Here is a 19,078-nt window from a genome sequence, read left to right on the forward strand (position 1 = left end):
ATTATTTTGCATATGCCTATTGATAAGCGTGATGGTCCTGCTCAGGATGGTCTCGCATCGCTATACGCTGCAGGATCAATATATCCATTATAAAAGTAGATTAGACTATCTAAATAAGCTCTCCATTGTCTTGCTGTTAATCGCTGGTCTGATCTTCTTGCTGATATATCTGATCATCAAGCATCAGCTGTTTGCCCACGTGAGATTTTTCTAAGAGCATATCTGAATGCATTGCTGTTCGCGCCTCAAGCTGGGGCAAGCCCAGCACCTACGACGCTACGCGCCTGCGGCGCTCAAAAGGTTTTATGTGATGGTGGAAAAAGTGCGCCTGGCGCACTTTTTCCACCATCACATAAAAAGGGCTCAGGCGCGCATGCGCCTGCTCGTACGGAGGCGCTTTGCTTCCCATGGTGATAGGCTTCAGGTACACCCTAACGGGGTGCGGTGTTTATTATGGTTAAGTATGTGTGAGAGGAATAAGATAACGCAATGTCGAACGAAAAAGTGCGTCGGTTAGATGGCGGCGAGCGGGAAGTAATCAGGCAGGTGGAGGAGATGCTTCAGCGGAGCGGCTGGCTCAATGAGTATTATGGCTTGTCAGGGTGGGCCGAGGGAGAAGGTGGCGGCGAACAATGTGGTGTAGAGATCGCTGGCGACAGGGTCGTTGGCCTGGTCGTACGCTATTGTGGATTGGAGGCTCTCCCAGAAAATGTGGGAGACTTGCAGGAGTTGCGCTACCTGGATGTGCGTGGCAACAGGCTAGAGGCGTTGCCAGCATCGCTGGGCCAGCTGCGGCACCTGCACACGCTGATAGTTGATCATAACCGCCTCACGACTTTGCCGGAGAGTCTGGGCAAGCTAGAGCGCCTGACGGCACTACATGCGGATGGCAATCGCCTGAGTCGATTCCCGACCCGGCTTTGTCGGTTGCCTGCGCTGGAGACATTGCAGCTCTATGGCAATCAGCTACAGGAACTACCGTCGGAGATCGGTCAACTGGCGCAGCTCAAGAATCTCAGTGTGGGTAAGAACCAGCTGACAACGCTGCCAGAGGCACTCTGGCAACTAAGACGGCTGCAGGTATTAAACGTAGCCGAAAACCAGCTGTCCGCTCTATCTGAAGGCATTGGTCAGCTCAGCCAGCTGCACACCCTGGATCTGGCCCATAACGCACTGAACGAGCTTCCTGATTCCCTGGGCCAGCTCACAAACCTGGAAGCGTACCTGTACCTCAGCAATAATCGCCTGACAACGCTGAAGCCAGCCTTGTTTGAGCGCCTGGACAAGCTTACCTACCTCAACCTGACCGATAACCAGCTGCAGGAACTGCCCGACACCATTGGCAAGCTGGCCAGCCTGCGCGAGCTCCGCATCTACAACAACCAGTTAAAGACGCTTCCGACCTCCCTTGGAAAACTCAGCCAGCTGCAGGAATTACACGTCATGAACAATCGCCTGGCCACCCTGCCCGAATCCCTGGGAGGGCTGGCACGTTTGCGCATTATGGACCTCAGAAATAATCAGTTGCAGGAACTGCCAGCCCCCATTGGTCAGCTAGAGAACCTGGTCCAGCTGGATCTCCGGGCCAACCGCCTGGTTGCCCTGCCGCCACAGCTAGAAAGACTGCCAAAGCTAGAAAAATTAGACCTGCGCTGGCTCAAGCTAGTGGCTGAACCAGATTGGTTATCACGCCTGCAGCGGCGTGGTTGTGTGGTCCTCAAATAAGCGAAGGTGATAAGAGACAGCAACAAGAAAGAAGAAACCCGTAGGTGCGCCCCTTGTGGGCGCTTTTACCCTTCAATCTCGAAAATCAAACAATAAAAACGCTTTTCGAGTGCGAAGCAAGCAAGCGCTCGCAAGGGGCGCACCTACGGGATATATTCAAAAGGGTCAGGCGGTTGGTGTGGGGCGGATGTCGCCGCTCTCGATCATGGCGTACATGGGATGGTCCGAGATGGTGAGCGGTAGGTCGACGCGACCACGGCGGCGGCTGCTTTCATAGATGCCAAAGATGATTTCGGTGGCATTCAAGGCGTTGCGTGCGCACAGCTCCGATGTTTGATCGGTGACGATGGCCTCCACAATATTGGCGATGGCGCGCTCCACATAATGTGGACCGTGCAGGTTATCGGCTCCGGTATCTATATATTCCCAGTCGTGGCGGCCCTGGCTGGAGACGCGCAGGTAGCGATTTTCCTCCCATTTGCCGATCTCGATGCTGCCGCCAGTGCCAAGCAGGCGAATGTCGGCCCCGACCAAAGCTGCGCCGGGTCCAGTGCTGATGAGGCCGAAGACGCCATTGCGATAACGCCAGGTAGCGATAGCCTGGTTCTCGACGTGGGCGCCAAAGACGCGGGACTCCGCGCGATAATCGATCTGGCCCATTACCCATTCGGCGGCCTGCTCGCCACAATAGAGGCCGGCCATATCCAGGTAGTGAGTGCCCCAATCATAGATATTGCCGCATGAAATCTCAATGCGCTGCAGCTCACCGATGGAGCCTCCTTGCAAAAGCTCGTTGGCCTTGCGGAACGGCAAGCCAAAGCGGCGCTGGTGATTAAAGGTCAGGCGTACCCCGTGGCGCGAACACTCCTGTTCCATCAAGCGGGCCATGCCCCAGTTATCGCTCATCGGCTTCTCGCAATGGATTGCCTTCACGCCAGCCACCGCGCAATCCAGCACCATCTGAGCATGCAGGTGGGGCCAGGTACAGATGCTCACCACATCCAGCCCCTCCTCGGCCAGCATCTTCTTATAGTCTGTGTAAATACCCTCAGATGGAATGCCATTCGTGATCGCGAAGGCGGCAGCATAGTCCTGGACCAGGTCGGCGCAAGCGACCAGTTCGCATTGTTCTGGCAGAGCCAGGTAGCCAGCAGCATGATCATAGGCCATAGCAAAGCCAAATGCGTCCCGGCGCTCCTTACGCCTACCGGTACCGATAAAGCCAACACGTAAACGAGTCATTGTTCTCTTCCTTCATCCTTTATCTACTCTGATTCTGGTACAAAACAGCATAGCGAGAATTTTACTCTTCGAATTAATAGTAACATAATTTCGTCGGCAGAGTAGTATTTCCTCGTATTTTTGATAGGGTTTATGCTGTATTGTGGGCGCTCGTGCTGGCTTTCTTGTTTGAATTTCCTATGGGATACACAACGAGATGCAAGCAAACGGGTGATTACGAGTCGTTTTTGGGGACCTTAGAAAGCCACGGGCAGGCTTGTGAGGCCGCGCAATATAGGAGTGCGATTCCAGTGCAATTGTGCGGGATCACCCACCAGGCGCAGGCCAGGCAGACGCCGCAGCAGGGTGGCAAAGGCAATCTGGCCCTCCAGGCGCGCCAGCGGTGCTCCCAGACAGACATGAATGCCCTTGCCAAAGGCGAGATGTTTGTTTACCTGGCGTGTAACCTCCAATTCTTCCGGGTTGTTGAAATGTTGCGGATCGATGTTGGCCGCTACCAGGGAGAGCAGCACCATCTCGCCTTTGTGGATGACCTGGTCATGCAGGGGGATGTCTTCGAGCGCCCAGCGCGGCGAGGCCAGCGTCACCGGAGCCGTGTAGCGCAACAATTCCTCGACTGCCGAAGGGATAAGAGAGGCATCCTGTTGGAGTAGACGCATCTGTTCGGGATGCTGCAAGAGCGCCAGCGTACCGTTGCCGATCAGATTGACTGTCGTCTCATGTCCGGCCACGATCAGTAAAAAGATCGTCGAAAGGAGTTCGTTCTCGCTGAGCGTGTCGCCGCTCTCCTCGACCTGAACCAGCTCGCTGATCAGATCATTGCCGGGCTGTGCGCGCTTGACTGCCACCAGCGTCTTGATATAGTGGATAAACGCCTCCATCGCCGCCACCGTCGCCTCCCCTCTTTGATTGCCCTCTGAAAAATTCAGTAGTGCCTGCGTCCAGACGCGGAACTGTGGCCGATCCTGTGAGGGAATGCCCAGCATTTCACAGATGACGGTAATGGGGAGCGGAAAGGCAAAATCAACAATGAGATCCATCTCACCACGCTCCTGAACGGCATCCAACAGCTCGTCGGTAATTTGCTGGATGCGTGGGTGTAACTGCTCGATCATGCGTGGCGTGAAAACCTTCGACACCAGGCCACGCAGGCGCGTATGGTCGGGCGGGTCCACCGTAAGCATATCGCGCCGCCAGGTAACTAATTTAGCGATGGATTCACTCGCGCCATCAGTGATTTGTCCATTGCCCGACTGTAAAACCTTTTGCACATCCTTGGTAAAACGCGGGTCCTTCAGAATGGCAATTGCATCATCATAGCTGGTCGTAATCCAGGCACCCCTTGTACCGAGCAGTCCGGCGGCGTAGGTGAGCGGAGCCTGTTCACGTAAATGTGCATAGAACGCTTGCGGATTGCGCTTGGTTTCCTGAGCAAGCAAATCATCCATGGTGATATGTCCGGTCATATCTAAATTCCTTTCATCGATCGTGCGGAGTTTACCGAAAAGAGAATATCAAAATGGTTACGCCTCTCTGTAAGATGACATTTGACAGTAGTGCTTATGTAATACATGATAAGCAATACGTAACAATCTGTCTCATTCGAAGTGTAGTCTGTCGAACAGCTGGCAACAAGGTGCAATCAGAAAGAAATGTCACATATGTGACAGGGAGCGAAAAATGTCTCAAAACTCCGACGACTTGCGCGTCAGGCGTACCCGTAAGCTGCTCCGCGAGGCGCTGATTGAGCTGATCGAGGAGCGCGGTTTCGATTCCCTCACCGTGGGTGAGATTGCCCAGCGCGCCATGGTGAGTCGGGCCGCCTTCTACCGCTACTATCAGGACAAATACGACCTGGTAGAGAAGATCTTTGAGGATGCCATCGAGGCCCTGACACGCGACATCGATCCTCTGCGCCGCGGTATTTTCGCCAGCATCGATGGGGACCACAAACCGAAGTCATGGGCCGAGTTATTCAAGCTGGTTGAGACAATGGAGGAATATACACCAGAGCCATGGGTGAAGCTGTTCGAGCATTTTGAGGAATATGAGCGACTCTACCGCGTCCTGCTGGGAAAGAAGGGTAGCTCCTGGTTTGCCATCAAGATGCGCGAATATCTGACCGAACGGGCCAGCGAGCGCCTGCACGATTTTATCGTGCACATCCAGGGAGCGCGAGTAACCGACCAGCATATGCTGGCGAAGGGTTTGATGCCTGCCCTCATCAGCGCGCAGATAGTTGATGTCATCACCTGGTGGCTTGAGCAAGGCAGACCATATCCTGCCAGCCAGATTGCTACCTACAGTTTCCACCTGGTATTCGCGATCCTCAAAGAAGCGACCACCTGGGAATGAAGATACGCTTTCTTGTTGTTTTTTCGGGTGGGGAAGGGAAAAGCGTATGAATTTGAATCGCATCTTTATTAATAAATTTTCATGATGTATGCTTTGAGATGAACATTCTGTCATTCGTCCTAATAAAAGGCATCTATAATGGGGGACCTGCAAAGGGAAAATTATACCTGAAGGATAGGAAACCAATTGCTGGCCGATGATCAGTGATGTGGGTAGAGTTTTTTAGAGATAGCGTAAAGCTGGAAGGAAAGATCTTATGGGGACGCAGCCACCAGCAAGGCTGATGTGTAATATCGAGATCGCTCCTGAAAATGAGCATGATGCTGATGTGGCAGTGATCCATGAAGTTGGACGTGAGTTGATCAGCGCTTTACGGCAGGATGGTTATGCAGTCGCATCAGTCTATAAGGGCAAGCCTGGAGGGATCAGCATGTTTTATCTGGTGGCATCGGGGGTTGTGCCACTTGAGAGCAGCCCGGGTGAGGCGACAGACATCGGAGAAGGGATGAGATTGCTACTGCAAGCGGTCAGTCCCATTGTACGCATCTTCTGGATGGCAGGGAAAAAAGCCCTGCAGGCGCCAGCCAGTTTGCGCATCGGCCTGGTGTTGGGAGATATCGAACTGGCCCTGGCCCCGCTTGACGTAGAGGATGAAGAGAGGATTGCGCGCCTGGCGCAAACCATTTTACTGCATTATTCAGTCCAGCAACTGCCATCATCCCAGCGCATCACGCTCAACGGGAAGATCGCCCAATCCAGATCCGGCCGTCGGGGATTGTAGAAGCCTCAGCACGAGGAGCAGGCACGGAGAGACACAAGAGGATACACGCAGGTAGAGGTCATTGGTGCTGGTGTGATACAATAGGCATGCCCAATGGCTTTAATCATGCGCCCTATAATTGTGTGCGCGCGATTGTCTGGCTGGCACGGTTGTAGCCATGGTAAAGTGATCGACCGCAGCCAAGCAATTGCATGGAAAGAAGGAAAAGGAAATCGTGCCGCTTAAACGTGCCCGTCTGTATGATATTCTGGCTCTCTGTACGGCGATCATCGCCATTGTGCTTGACCAATGGAGCAAAGCACTGGTTGTCCGCAATATGACCGTTGGAAGCGAAATACCGTTTCCAATCTTTGGACACAACCTGGTTTTCGACTATATCCATAATTCAGGTGCCGCCTTTGGCATGTTGTCCGGCGGCAATGGCTCAATTGTGCTGGCCATCTTGATCGCGGTCGCCATTCTGGTTGTCGGCTACCTCTACTCGCGCATGCTCAACACGGGTTCACTGGCCTATAAACTCGTTTTTGGTTTGATCCTGGGAGGCGCCTTTGGCAACCTGATCGATCGCCTGGTGCATAGTGGTTATGTCGTCGACTTTGTCTCGTTTCGCATACCTGAGATCAACTACTATTTCGCTATCTTTAACGTCGCCGATGCCTGCATCTCAGTTGGTGTCGCCCTCCTGTTCATCATGGTGCTATTTGGGGGACTCAGGCACCGCAAGGAAGAGGACGACGACAAAAGCAACGCAGACGTAACAGATAAGCCTGCGGCAGAAGAAAAGGCGGCAGTTAAAAACACCACACTGCACACAACGGAGAATGATGGATAAAAACACTACACCGACAACACCACAAACAACCTGGACGATCGCAGAAGAGCAAGTGGGCACACGCCTGGACCGTTTCTTAACATCGCAGATCGACAAGCTGTCACGCGCCTCGATCCAGCAACTGGTGACCGATGGGGCCATCCTCATTAATGGCAAACCAGCTACCAAGCCAGGCTATGCTTTGCGCCGCAATGACCGGATACAGGTCCTGACCCTGGTTCCTTCCTCAGCCGTCAAAAACGTGGTGGCGCAGACCATCCCGCTGGACATCGTGTATGAAGACGCTGATTTAATTGTGATCAATAAAGTGGCTGGTATGGTCGTTCATCCAGCTCCCGGCCACTATGAGGACACGCTAGTCAACGCCCTGCTGGCCCGTTATCCAGAGCTAAAAAAACAGCAAGAGGATCTGCGGCCGGGCATCGTGCATCGCCTGGACCGCGACACTTCGGGGCTCCTGCTCGTCGCCCGGAATCTGCAGACGCAGGGGGCCCTGATCGAGCAGATGAAGGCACACCAGATCGAGAAGCGTTACCTGGCCCTGGTCGAGGGCGTCGTATCATTGGATCGTGGCAGCATCGACGCACCGATCGGGCGCGATCCACGCCACCGTCAGCAAATGACGATTACCTCCATCGATAGCAAAGAGGCCGTCACGCATTTCAAGGTGCAGGAACGCTTCCAGCATCACACCCTGGTCTTGCTGCAGCTAGAGACCGGGCGCACCCACCAGATTCGCGTCCACCTGAAAGCGATCGGCCATCCAGTAGTTGGCGATCCAACCTACGGCACCGGCCGGATCAGATACGGCATCACCTTACAGCGCCAGTTCCTGCACGCCTATCAACTGCGTTTCAACCATCCCACCACAGGAGCCACCATCGAACTGGAAGCCCCCTTGCCACCAGACCTGCAGGACATCCTGGACCAGCCAGAGTTTCTCTAGCCTCAGGCCCACCGTCGTCCCGTTCCATCACGCAAAAGCGATAATAGATGCGATTCGTAGATGCGCTCCTTGCGGGCGCTTTCTTCCTTTACGCTCGAAAAAGCAACAAGAGAACGATTTAGGGCGGTTTGATGCGATGCATATTATGGTTTTTGTTCATTCTTCGAGTGGGAAGGATAAAAGCGCCCGCAAGGAGCGCGCCCACCGATAACTATCAGCTTGGTAGCCAGGAATGTGGGAAATAATGCAACTGCTCAAGACGCTTGAAAACTGGGAGAAACCCGCCAATCGATTCGGAAAAATGTTACAGGAGTGACCGCAACGACAAGGAACAGAGGTCTGGCGCAGGCTTGTGCAATAATTATGCCCTGGTTATTACATCAACCACTATGCCCGGCCTTAAAAAAATGGTGCCTGGATCTGCTCGCAGCGACTGCGGGCTCAGAGAGTATATTCGACTGATAAGAGAGTATAAATCAAGTCGATTTTATAATAATTACAACAAAAAAACAATGCATTTCCTAAACAATGACTTCAGGGGCTTGACTAGCAATCGTTTTTAGGGTACTACTATCGTGTCGGTAGTTTTCAAGCCATGTAGCGCGTATAAGTTTATGTTGACCTTTTGCCGAAAGGTTAGGTTTATCCTCATGCTGATGAAGAAAACAGTTCCTTGTGAGCATGCCAGGGAAACATTCGCAGCTACGTCGCCTGACTATAGTGTAGCTATAGTAGAATTAGCTGATGAAGACCTGGCTAATGTCGTTGCTGGTGCTGGCTATGCTGCGGACGCGTACGAATTGGATGATATGGACCTGGGTGGGGCTCCTCCTGGTATGTACGGGCAAGCGCCCGCGCCCCCCACTGTGCCTGGTGGAGTGATCCGGCGCCATCGCCGCCGCGCAGCCCGCCGCCTAGGCCGCCGCGCAGCCCGCCGTTATCGTCAGAGCTACACGCAGCAGCCAGTATCGCCTTAACCGCTAGCGCACCTATCAGATTACTCCTTATCAGGATTTCTCACTAAAGAAGGTCAGCTCCTCGTCAGTTAGTTTCTGGAAGGTATTCACACCGCCAGGTCTGACATCGAGGAACTGACTTTTCTTTTCTAAGCTATGGCGGTGTTTCCATATATTTTTTGCCGCGGAACAGAATCGGACGCAGCATGTCCTTGTCACCCGGGCTGAAATATGATAAAAAATAAGCTGTTGCTGAATATATTTCCATATACTTTTAATGAAGCTTTCAATGGATGATATATGGTTAATAGCTGGTTTAGCAGATGTAGATGGGGCTTGTCGCAAAGTAGGAGCGTATTATGTTAGAAACCAGGGATCAGAATATTAAAATCCGCGTACTGTATGTGACCGAAGATATCTTCTGGCTGAATGTATTTAAAGTGCATCTCAAAGAGTTGGCGCAGCAGGGTCTGATCGCCGGCTGGGAGTGCTGCGATATCTCTGTCAGCCCTGCGGATAGTCACGGAGAAGGAAGTTATGCAGGAGATGATGCGCTGGTCTGTGTGCTGATCAGCCAGCATTTTTTTGCCAGCGAGTTCAGTGATGGGCTGGAAATGGAACAGATACTAGAGCGTCACGAAGACGGAGATATAGTGCTGGTGCCTGTATTGTTACACGGCGTCGATTGGAGGCAGAACTCTTTCGTCCTGCTGCACACGCTCGGGCTGCAGGCCCCTTATGCCATCCACTGGTCGGATGCGCAGCATGATTTTGTTGGCCTGCCAGAAGCTATACAGAGCGCTATTGAGCTATACCACACCCATACGCCGGTTGCGACGACCGCACCCGATTTTTCTACCAGCCAGCAGATGGTGCGTAAACTCCTGTTGGCGAACTGCCTGCTGGAGCTGACAGAAGGTGCGCGCACCGACCGCATCCAGAAGGATACGCCGGGCAAGGCCCACCCCGGCACGATTCAGGCCTGAACAATCTAACCGCTTGTCCTGATGCTCAAGCAAGGGATCTGATAGAAACTGAACCAGCATCAGATCGAACATGCATGCCAGTATCTACGTGAGATACTGGCATGCATGTTCAGGATGGGAAGCCAACGATGCTGTTTTGGATTAAGACAGGACTTGCGCGGTTAGCTGTGACTGCTCCCTGGATGGTTGGGTGGTTGATGTTTTGCGAGCACCGACGATGAGCGCCACAGCCACAGCCGCGAACCAGACCTCCTGGGCGCTGAGCACGGAGTCAATCACCGTCTGGAGCGGAATGAAGGTGCCGATTAGGCCCAGGATGCTCATGGTGACACCAAGCAGCAGCGCCAGGTAGCTGAAGACGTGCGAGAACCGGCGTGAGATATACATGACCAGTCCCAGGCTCAACAGGAGTGCCGGAGCTGGCGCAATCACATACGCGTGCTGGATGGCCTTGATCAGGTTGAGGCTTACCGCCAACGCTTCCAGGTCGCCACCCACGCCGCCCTCGATGGCGCTGATATAGAAGGAGACCTCGACCAGGCTAACACTGGCAATAATGATGGCTGCGGCGATCGTAATTAATCCCCGCAGTCGCTGGGTGGCATTCGCCAGATGAACGAGCGCTATAATAAAAATCATTTCGAGCAGCGAACCGAAGCCTTGCAGCCATGAACCGGCCAGAATCAAGTTCTCGTGTGCCCGTCCCCATACCACGATCTGTCGTATGCTGGCACCTGCCGGTGGAGCTGGATTGATGGAGAAAGAAACCATGAGCGCTATAACACCGAGCAGGCCGCACAGAGCCACCAGGATACGGAATAATCTTGTAGACATGATCGCGAAACTCCTTTGCAAATGTGAGCCTGATAATTTTGCTTGTGAAGCACTCACATCTTGTATGTAACGACGCGCCCAATTCGCGTTGCGTTTCTCTTCGACATTTATAAGTGTAGCAGGAGGCAGTTCTATTTCCCAGTGCAAATCATCATGTAGTGCTTATGACAAATGTCATTATCATCTCCACGCTCCATTACAGGCTGTGCAGGCCGAGGATCGGATAAGACATATGGGTGATATTTCTTGCAGTGTGCCGTAATTGCAGTTAAAATATGTGTATCTTTTGATGATGGATTGTGGTTGTGTTGTGATTTATACTCCATTACCTGTGTGCTGCGTGCAGGCCCTGGTGTGTATGGGCTTTTTTCTCCTTTTGGTCCAAATAGATTGACAGGGGTATTTTGTTCGGCTAAAATAGAACAAAGGTTCTGATTTGATCGTTTGTTCTATTTTAGCGGTAGCGAGGAGTAGGTGAATTGAAGTGGCGTTTTTGAGAGAACAAACGCGAAGAGTATCGTTCAAGATCGAGAGGAGCACGCACGATGCCGACTCTGGAATCTACTGATAAGATTGCCCCAAAAAGTATCTTACGCCATCGTCCGATAGAGGATGGGACTGCTAAGTCACGAAAGAAGTTACCTGATTCCCTGGCTGGTATTCCAACTCCTGTTCCACGTGCCTCGCGTCCGAGTGGAGAGGGTGGTGTTGCAGTGCAGCAGGAGAGGGAGGCGGCGCCCGATGAGTTGCCGCGGGAGGGTCGGCATATGCAAGAGACAACGGCTGGTCAGGGACACAACGGAAAGAATACGGCGACGCGGCAGATGCTGTATATGGAATTGTCGCCGACGCGCGTGACGCGAGTACAGGGGACCTTACGTCGGCCAGCGCACCAGAAGCCGCGAAAACTTATAAAGGTGCATACAGAGTCCCCACGCCCTTTCTGGTTTTATCTGTTAATCGGCATGACTGCTACCCTCGTGCTATGGATGCTACTGAGCACAGCGGCCGGCTGGTTTTCGACTTGGATGGACGACCTGCACTACGGACGACCACGAACCTTTCAGACCGATGCCCAGGTGGGCCACAACGAACAGAGCGGTCAGCCCAGCCATTTTATCGCCATCAACCTGCATCGGCGTATCGAGATCATCGAGTTCGCCGGCGGTGATCCTGGCCAGGCCAAAATCTTCATCGGGCCCGAACTCTATCACGCTAATGATGAACTGGTACCGGTCGAGCTCAAGTTTGTCGATGTCAACAATGACCGCAAGCCAGACATGATCGTTCTCTATCAAGGCCAGCATCTTGTCTACATCAATGATGGGAAGAGCTTTCGTCTCTCTACTCCGGCTGAGCAGGATGAGATCGAGCAGACGCTACAGCATCTGGGTTTGTAGTCTGTACAAAACGGCTGATCTGAGCAAAGACCTCGTCCCGTTCAGGTCCAACCACGATCATGTGATCCGACTTATGTAGCCAGCGCAGCAATTTGGGCGCGGCCGCCCGTGTCCGGCGATACAACTCATCGGCGTTGCGTGGCTTGACGGTATGATCGTTGTGGCTCTGGATAATCAGGAGAGGGGTGCGCAGCTTATGCAGGCGACGGCGACAATAAGCGGTCAGCGTAAACAGCTCGGCCAGAGCAGGGATGGGCAGGCGCACCATCTGTTTAATGGCCTGGACCGTATGATAATCGGAAAAATCAATCTGCGCCTCTGGATCGCGCAAGCGGGCCTGCTGGAGTGTCTCAGCCTGTACTTTAGGATCATTAAAATTGAGGCGAGCGAGCGGATAATACCATTTCATAAAATAGCGTAAGAGGGGGACCACGCGTGCCGGCCAGTTATCGTAGAAGTTCGTTGGAGTTGAGAGCGTCACCACGCCTGCGATACGTTTAGGATGCTTAATGCCCAATAGCAAAGCCAGAACGCCACCCATAGAAAAGCCGATCACAAAGACCTGTGGATAGCGCGCTAGCTGTTCCAGTCCTGCCTTGGCTGAAGCGATCCAATGCTTACGCCCATAGCGCAACAGTTCATCCGGATCGCCACTGTGTCCCGCCAGGGCCACCCCATAGACACGAATACCCTGGGCAGCCAGCGCCTCACCCAACCCCAGCATCTCTTTCGGCGAACCACTGAAGCCGTGAATAAGTAAACAAGCGCTGGACGCATCTTCTGGACCAAGCAAAAAAGGTACATTCTGCTGCCGCATTGCCCGAGACCTCCTATCATACTACTGCGCAGGAAACATCTCTTGCTAGAATAGCATGATAGGAGGAACGAATCAAACGAGATTAGCGGCCTGTACCGCTGCGCTGCGTATCTGTTTTTTTGCTGCTGCGTCCTGCAGAAGCATCTAGCGCTGCCTGTGAAAGGACTGCACCAACTGAGAAGCCAACACGTTTACGCGCCGGGATAGTAATCTGGGCGCCACCGCGAATGGATTTAACACGGCGGGGAGCAACATCACGGAGATTCCAGGTGCCGAAGCCCATCAAGCGGACCTCATAGCCCTTGGCGACACCTTCACGAACGACCTCAGTAAAAGCATCAATGACCTTATTCGTCTCTTTCAGATTCATACCAGCCTTGGCAGCGATCTGATGGATCAGCTCGTCTTTGCCAACTACAACATGCTCTCTATCTGGTGAATTGGTTCTCATAAGAATTCTAACTCCTCACAAATGGTTTGCAGAGAGAAATAGTGCTCTGCTCATAACGTCAATGCTGTGCAGCATTGCCAATGTTATCTGGCAGACTAGCTGCATAAAACAGAATAGTAACTCTGCGCATTAGTAGTCCTGTAATCAGCAATCAGAAGTGCCGCTGATGCGACTTGCTGTGTACAGCTCATCTGATTGAATAGCGTAGTGTTGTCTACCACTTTCACTATACAGAGTGCCACCAAATACTTTAGGTCTTTACCGTAAAGGGTCGTCCTTGCCACCTGCTTCGTGCCATGATAAATGATGCCTGAATGCAGAAGTAGCAGTAACCTGCTGATAAGGCCGGGATGAGCATTGATCGCCCCTGCACCCTTCTGTCGCGGCACCGTGGCAGCCGTGATCTATGCGAACCGCTGCAATGACTGCGCAGTTCCAGCAAGAGCCACGCACACACGTCCGGAGCACCAGCTAAGAATCCTGCTTGCACAGTTTTGTATTGACAGATCCGAGACTATTTGCTATCATCCCGCTTGTATATGAGGCGTAAAAAAGCTTTTTGCAGCAAAAAGAAAAACAACCATGACATATCCCCTTTGCAAGCAGGCCTGGCATAGCTATGACGGACATCCATAAACACCTGCCTAAAATTGTGAAGCTGGTCCGGAGTGCGTTCATGGCCGTTCCACATGATGCAGATGCACTGGCGTGGGAGGCTGCCAGGCAGGGCATGCGCGCCCAACTGCGCGAACTGCTGCCGAGCAGCTATGGTATTGGCAGTGGACCCATCAACAACTCCCAGGGACAAAGCTCGCGTGTGCCAGACATCGTCATTTACGACCAAACGCGGGCCACGTCTGAACCATCAGCCGCAGGTAGCTACAGCCTCAAAAGTGTGCTGGCCATACTACAATTCAGCATGGAGCTCAACCTCACCGGGCCGGATTCGGCCATGGAAGTTATCCGGAGCGTCAAACACTTACAACCTTATCGCGTCATTCCTATAGTCAAGAAAGAAGTAGCAGACCTGAGTACGCGGACTGAGCGCATTCCGAAGCAGGCCTTTCCGGTTGGAATCGTGCTGGCGCGGGGCTCTCTACCAGAACTGGAGCACGAGGAGCGTTGTCGTCATCTCGCGGAATTCATCTCGCAGTATGAGTTGGGGGAGCGACCCGATTATATATACCTGCTGGACTGGGGCGTATACTATCGCAATCCCGCCCTGGATGGACGTGGCCTGAAAGGCTATGAACTGAGCATATGCCGGGAGCCGGATCATCAGAACGCTGAAAGTTGTTATGTATGCAAGGAGCGCTTCTTCCGCCAGCACTTCTACTATCCGCATATGTGTCCCCGCTGCGGCGATTTGAACTATGTGAAGCGGCGGCAAACGGCCGACCTGCGTGGTTATGTGGCACTGATTACTGGTGGGCGCCTGCGTATCGGACAGGCCGCGGTCCTCAAACTGTTGAGGGCCGGAGCCACTGTGATCGTCACGACGCGTTTCCCTCACGACGCCGCCCGGCGCTATGCCAGCCAGCCCGACTTCGCCGACTGGTGTGAACGCCTGGAAATCTACGGCCTCGATCTGCGCCAGCTCTCGGGCATCCAACGCTGCACAGCCTATATTCAGCAGCAATATGGACGGCTTGATATCCTGATCAACAACGCCGCCCAGACCGTGCGGCGTCCACCAGCTTTTTACGCTCACCTGCTGGAATTTGAATTACTGGCACCCGACGAGCTCCCGGCAATCCTCCAACCATTGCTAAAGAGCGAACAGGTTTCCATGCTGCCGCCGGTCCGCGAACGTGAGCAGTGGTCAGCCGATCAACAACATATCTCCATACCATCATTGAGCGCAGAGCGATCCGCCGCCCTCTCGCAGATACCGCTGATCGCAGGCGATGAACTCAGCAATTCAGAGCATTTTCCGCCCGCCACCTATGACCAGGATGGACAGCAACTCGACCTGCGCACAGAGAACAGCTGGACCATGCGCTTACAGGACCTCTCTATTCCAGAAATTGTTGAAGTGCAACTGGTCAATTCCATCGCCCCCACAGTCCTGATTCAGCAACTGACGCCCCTGCTGCGCCGCACGCAGGACGTCAAACAGCGCCCGACCCATATCATCAACGTATCAGCGATTGAAGGGCAATTCGCGGGCCACAAAACGGGCGCGCATCCACATACAAATATGGCGAAAGCCGCATTAAATATGTTAACCTTAACCATGGCAACGGATTTAGCCGCCGAAGGGGTTGCCATCAACAGTGTCGACCCCGGCTGGATCTCACAACAGGTTCCCTACGGGCAACGCATCGCAGAGGACAAGTTGCCTCTAGATGAGGTTGACGCGGCCGCCCGTATCTGCGACCTGATCTTTGGAACCGCGCAGGGCGGCCAGATTACAGCCGGGAAATTCTGGAAAGATTACCTGGTTGCGCCCTGGTAGATATCTATAAAGGAAGGCTGCTGGCTGTTTCATTGTAGGGCTGCACTGTTGTATAGTTGCTAGATAGACCGGTATGGTGGACAACCATAAGGCGTTTGTCTCGACAAACTATAATCCCTGTTGCCTCAACAAGAAAGGACCACAATGAAAGTTGCCTATATCTTTAGCACATCCGGACACACTGTCAGCTATAAACTAGGAAAAATGATCCTGCCCCAACTCGAAGAGCGGCGCCATGGGGCTGAAGTAGTTGGCATGTTCTTCTTCGACGATAACACATTTGCGCTACGCAAAGGCGATCCGCTTGGTGAGCGTCTGAGCGCCGTCGCCCGTGAGCGCGGTATCTTGCTCATGCTCTGCGACCAATGTGCCAGCGAGCGCAACCTGGCCGTCAAAAACGAGCAAGGCACCTATGATCCCGTCGGAACCGTTGAAGGTGTTCGCGTTGGCTGCTTCCCCGATCTCTATGCCGCCCTGGAAGGCAATCCGCCCGACCAGGTGATTACGCTCTAGAGCGCTTATACAATAGATTCTGCCAGCCCAGGTATAGGTTTTTCAGGGGCTACGCCCCTGAGGCCCCTTGATGCCGCCCTGCGGGCGGCACGAGGAGAGGAGGAGTTGGGGGCACAGCCCCCAAACCCCCAGTCAAGGGGCTGACCGCCCCTTGCATCCCCGCTTGCCTGGCGCGAATCCAAAAAACCTATACCTGTAGGGTGCGGACGCCCCCACTCTTCTATTTAATTGTGGAACATGAAAAATGTGTATATACACATTTTTCATGTTCCACAATTAAATAATTTTTTTTTGAGCACCGAAGGTGCGAAGCGTCAGGGGCCGAAGGCGCAAACCGCATGATTTTCATGCACGCTCTTAAGAGAGGTTCTCGCTACAGAGCGGTAGTGTGAAGCAAAAGGTAGAGCCGACCCCTTCTTCAGACTCAAACCAGATATGCCCGCCATGGCATTCGATTAATTCTCGGCTCAGATAGAGGCCCAGGCCGGTTCCGCCGATATGCATCGCTTTAACATTATCGGCGCGCTCAAAGCGTCCAAAAATACGTGATTGCTGATTGGCAGGAATGCCCAATCCACCATCTTTGACCTGGAGCAAGGCCTCATTTGTCCTGGTTTCCTCTTTAATGGTTATGTCAATAGGACCACCCTGTGGACTATACTTGATGGCGTTAGATAGTAGATTCGCCAGCACCTGTTCAATGCGGTCGGCATCGATGAAGACACATAATTTGTCTACAGAAGTATGCAAGTTAATCTGATGAATTGGTGTGGTTAGTTGTAGCCGATCAATAACCTGCGTGACCAGCACAAGTAGATCAGTTGGCTTTTGCTTGACCTGGAGATGACCCACCTGCAAGCGTGTTGCATCCACCATGTCTTCCGTGATTTTGCTCAATTGACGAGTTGCCTGCCGCATATCCTGCACAATTTTTTCCTGTCGCACATCTAAAGGTTGTCCATGCCCGCGTGCTGAGCGCGCCAGCAGCATATCCGCGCCCATAGCCAGCACTGTTACCGGGGTACGCAGTTCGTGCGTTGCCAGATTGATAAATTCCTCTTTGAGTGCTTCCGTCTTTTTAAGGATGGTTACATCCTGATGCACAACGAGCACTAATCGCTCATCTGGATCAATACCGGTGAAAAGATCATGAGAAAAACGGTAGGGGGCATCGTCTCTTTTAAGAGGTATCGCGCCTACCAGGATGGGAAGGACCGAACCATCAGGCCGCCGTACCACTTCCTGGAACTGGTAAATATTCGCTCCGGTCATAATAGCCTGGTAGGTGGCTAACTGCTGGAATGAGAGCTCCTGACCATTAGCGCCCAGCAGTTTAATATTATTGTCCTCCATAAATTCTTTCAAGGGCTGGCCGGGTTTCACTTCGGCGCCCCAGACACTGGTGGTAGCCCGATTAAATAGCACGAATCTAGCCTCCAGCCCCCGGACAAGATAAATACCCACGGGTAGCTCATCAATAATCAACTGCAAAAAATCTAGCTTCGCCTTCTGCTCAGCCTGGAGCTTTCGCTCAATGACCTCCAGGCGACGACGTTCTGTCACATCGCGGTTTATTTCCAGGATTGCCATCGGTTTGGAGCGTGCATCACGTTCAAGAATCTGTCGACTCTCAACAATAACCTGCTCTCCCTCACGGTTGGTATGGACAAGGTCACCTTCCCAATAGCCCTTTGTCTCCAATATATTTTGGACATCATCTTCCGAGACCGGAAAACGCGTCTGGAGTAAGGTATGGGTTATCTGCCCCATGGCCTCCCGCGCCGTCCACCCATAGAGATGCTCAGCTCCCTGGTTCCAGAGCACAATATTACTCTCAGGATCCCGTACAATGATGGCATCATGGGCCAATTCAAGCAAACGTCCTTGCAAGTCGAGTTGATTTTTGCGTGACAGCAGATATGACTTATGCTTTTTCAACGTACCGTAGTGCATGCTCCCCCCGTATTTGAAGAGCTTAGAGGCTCGCACTTGCTAGCTGGATAAAAAAAACAGGGACGTTCCTACCTATCATATGACAAGCGTACAGTAATTTCCAGGTAGCTTGGAAAAGTTGTTGCCCTTAAAGTGTCTCCACAGAAGTTGAGCTTTCAACCCATCAGGCAGGCACCTCATCCACTTTACAAAAAGCGAGCGAGAAAGCCCCTGTTTTCAAACGGGAGATGAATCGCCGTTCCTTAAAGCTCACTGGAGAGAGTTTACAGATCGATAATGAAGTCGAACCACGCCGGAACTCAAATTCTGCACGTCTACCAGTTGCAGCTTTATTCTCTCCTTCATGCCTTTAAATAAAGGTATTCCACTCCCTAACACCACAGGAGACAAGTAAAGCAGATAGTCATCAATCAAACCAGCCCTTGCCAGAACTGAGGCGATCTCGCTACTCCCAAATATGACCATATCTCTTCCTGGCTCTTGTTTCAATTTGGCGATCTCTTCCTCGAGATTTCCTTTCACCACTGTGACATTCTTCCACTCCCCCCACTCGGCCTTCTCCAGCGTCCTTGAAAACACCACTTTGGGCAACGTATTCATCTTCTCAGCGATGAGCGGATCATCCGTAGCAGCAGCCTGGGTGGGCCAGTGCTTCGCCATCAGCTCATAGGTGAGGCGACCAAACACAAGCGTGTCTACGGAACGGAAAAAATTGAGCGTACGCTCATTAAAATCTTCATCCACGGCATGCTGTAAAAAGCATTTGGAAACGCCGCTCACTCGCGGCTAGCTCCGCCGCCAGAGTTCATCACTGGGAGCGAATCTTTTC

At 52.8% G+C, this 19,078-nt stretch carries 17 protein-coding genes; 10 read left to right on the plus strand and 7 right to left on the minus strand.

The genetic code is table 11. The features are described from left to right. Positions 1-489 precede the first annotated feature (489 nt). Positions 490-1,725: a leucine-rich repeat domain-containing protein gene (locus JMI88_RS19200; RefSeq protein ID WP_201363547.1), complete on the plus strand. Its 1,236-nt coding sequence runs from the start codon at positions 490-492 to the stop codon at positions 1,723-1,725. A 165-nt stretch (positions 1,726-1,890) separates the two neighbouring features. Here the strand turns inward: JMI88_RS19200 and JMI88_RS19205 are convergent, their stop codons facing one another. Then, on the minus strand, positions 1,891-2,967 hold the full coding sequence (locus tag JMI88_RS19205; protein ID WP_201363548.1) for a Gfo/Idh/MocA family protein: 1,077 nt from the start codon (positions 2,965-2,967) through the stop codon (positions 1,891-1,893). 236 nt (positions 2,968-3,203) lie between these two features. Next, complete coding sequence (locus JMI88_RS19210) at positions 3,204-4,433, minus strand: cytochrome P450 family protein (RefSeq protein ID WP_201363549.1); 1,230 nt, start codon at positions 4,431-4,433, stop codon at positions 3,204-3,206. A 214-nt stretch (positions 4,434-4,647) separates the two neighbouring features. Between JMI88_RS19210 and JMI88_RS19215 the strand changes: the two genes are divergently transcribed. The 6 genes from JMI88_RS19215 (at position 4,648) to JMI88_RS19240 (ending at position 9,823) form a co-directional block, all read left to right on the plus strand. Continuing rightward, positions 4,648-5,322, plus strand: coding sequence for a TetR/AcrR family transcriptional regulator (locus tag JMI88_RS19215; RefSeq protein ID WP_201363550.1), 675 nt, complete (start codon positions 4,648-4,650; stop codon positions 5,320-5,322). Positions 5,323-5,578: 256 nt separating this feature from the next. Beyond that, positions 5,579-6,103: a hypothetical protein gene (locus tag JMI88_RS19220; protein ID WP_201363551.1), complete on the plus strand. Its 525-nt coding sequence runs from the start codon at positions 5,579-5,581 to the stop codon at positions 6,101-6,103. Between the two features lie 214 nt (positions 6,104-6,317). Then, complete coding sequence (lspA, locus tag JMI88_RS19225; protein WP_201363552.1) at positions 6,318-6,935, plus strand: signal peptidase II; 618 nt, start codon at positions 6,318-6,320, stop codon at positions 6,933-6,935. After that, positions 6,925-7,881: an RluA family pseudouridine synthase gene (locus JMI88_RS19230; protein ID WP_201363553.1), complete on the plus strand. Its 957-nt coding sequence runs from the start codon at positions 6,925-6,927 to the stop codon at positions 7,879-7,881. The genes lspA and JMI88_RS19230 overlap by 11 nt, the downstream gene beginning before the upstream one ends. A gap of 650 nt (positions 7,882-8,531) precedes the next feature. Continuing rightward, positions 8,532-8,858: a hypothetical protein gene (locus JMI88_RS19235; protein ID WP_201363554.1), complete on the plus strand. Its 327-nt coding sequence runs from the start codon at positions 8,532-8,534 to the stop codon at positions 8,856-8,858. A gap of 338 nt (positions 8,859-9,196) precedes the next feature. Beyond that, the gene (locus JMI88_RS19240) at positions 9,197-9,823 is read left to right on the plus strand and encodes a hypothetical protein (RefSeq protein ID WP_201363555.1); all 627 of its coding nucleotides are present in this window, start codon (positions 9,197-9,199) and stop codon (positions 9,821-9,823) included. A gap of 141 nt (positions 9,824-9,964) precedes the next feature. Here the strand turns inward: JMI88_RS19240 and JMI88_RS19245 are convergent, their stop codons facing one another. Continuing rightward, positions 9,965-10,657 carry a hypothetical protein gene (locus JMI88_RS19245; RefSeq protein WP_201363556.1) on the minus strand — a complete coding sequence of 231 codons (693 nt, stop codon included), beginning with the start codon at positions 10,655-10,657 and terminating at the stop codon, positions 9,965-9,967. A gap of 545 nt (positions 10,658-11,202) precedes the next feature. On the opposite strand from JMI88_RS19245, the gene JMI88_RS19250 reads away from it, so the two are divergent. Next, positions 11,203-12,057 (plus strand): VCBS repeat-containing protein, encoded by an 855-nt coding sequence (locus JMI88_RS19250; RefSeq protein WP_201363557.1) that lies wholly within the window; start codon positions 11,203-11,205, stop codon positions 12,055-12,057. On the opposite strand, the gene JMI88_RS19255 is transcribed toward JMI88_RS19250, so the two are convergent. Then, complete coding sequence (locus JMI88_RS19255; RefSeq protein ID WP_201363558.1) at positions 12,002-12,874, minus strand: alpha/beta hydrolase; 873 nt, start codon at positions 12,872-12,874, stop codon at positions 12,002-12,004. The genes JMI88_RS19250 and JMI88_RS19255 overlap by 56 nt on opposite strands. 82 nt (positions 12,875-12,956) lie before the next feature. Further along, complete coding sequence (locus JMI88_RS19260) at positions 12,957-13,325, minus strand: HU family DNA-binding protein (protein ID WP_201363559.1); 369 nt, start codon at positions 13,323-13,325, stop codon at positions 12,957-12,959. Between the two features lie 676 nt (positions 13,326-14,001). On the opposite strand from JMI88_RS19260, the gene JMI88_RS19265 reads away from it, so the two are divergent. Both JMI88_RS19265 and JMI88_RS19270 read left to right on the plus strand, forming a co-directional pair. After that, entirely contained in the window at positions 14,002-15,783 is a 1,782-nt protein-coding gene (locus JMI88_RS19265; RefSeq protein ID WP_236022972.1) for an SDR family NAD(P)-dependent oxidoreductase, read from the plus strand. A gap of 144 nt (positions 15,784-15,927) precedes the next feature. Next, positions 15,928-16,296, plus strand: a complete 369-nt coding sequence (locus tag JMI88_RS19270) for a SaoD/DsrE family protein (protein WP_201363561.1) — start codon at positions 15,928-15,930, stop codon at positions 16,294-16,296. A 357-nt stretch (positions 16,297-16,653) separates the two neighbouring features. Here JMI88_RS19270 and JMI88_RS19275 read toward each other — a convergent pair whose 3' ends face one another. Together JMI88_RS19275 and JMI88_RS19280 are read right to left on the minus strand one after the other, a co-directional pair. Further along, the gene (locus JMI88_RS19275; RefSeq protein ID WP_201363562.1) at positions 16,654-18,249 is read right to left on the minus strand and encodes a sensor histidine kinase; all 1,596 of its coding nucleotides are present in this window, start codon (positions 18,247-18,249) and stop codon (positions 16,654-16,656) included. Positions 18,250-18,498: 249 nt separating this feature from the next. Beyond that, on the minus strand, positions 18,499-19,029 hold the full coding sequence (locus JMI88_RS19280) for a dihydrofolate reductase family protein (protein WP_201363563.1): 531 nt from the start codon (positions 19,027-19,029) through the stop codon (positions 18,499-18,501). Positions 19,030-19,078 lie beyond the last annotated feature (49 nt).

This window comes from Dictyobacter formicarum (assembly GCF_016587435.1).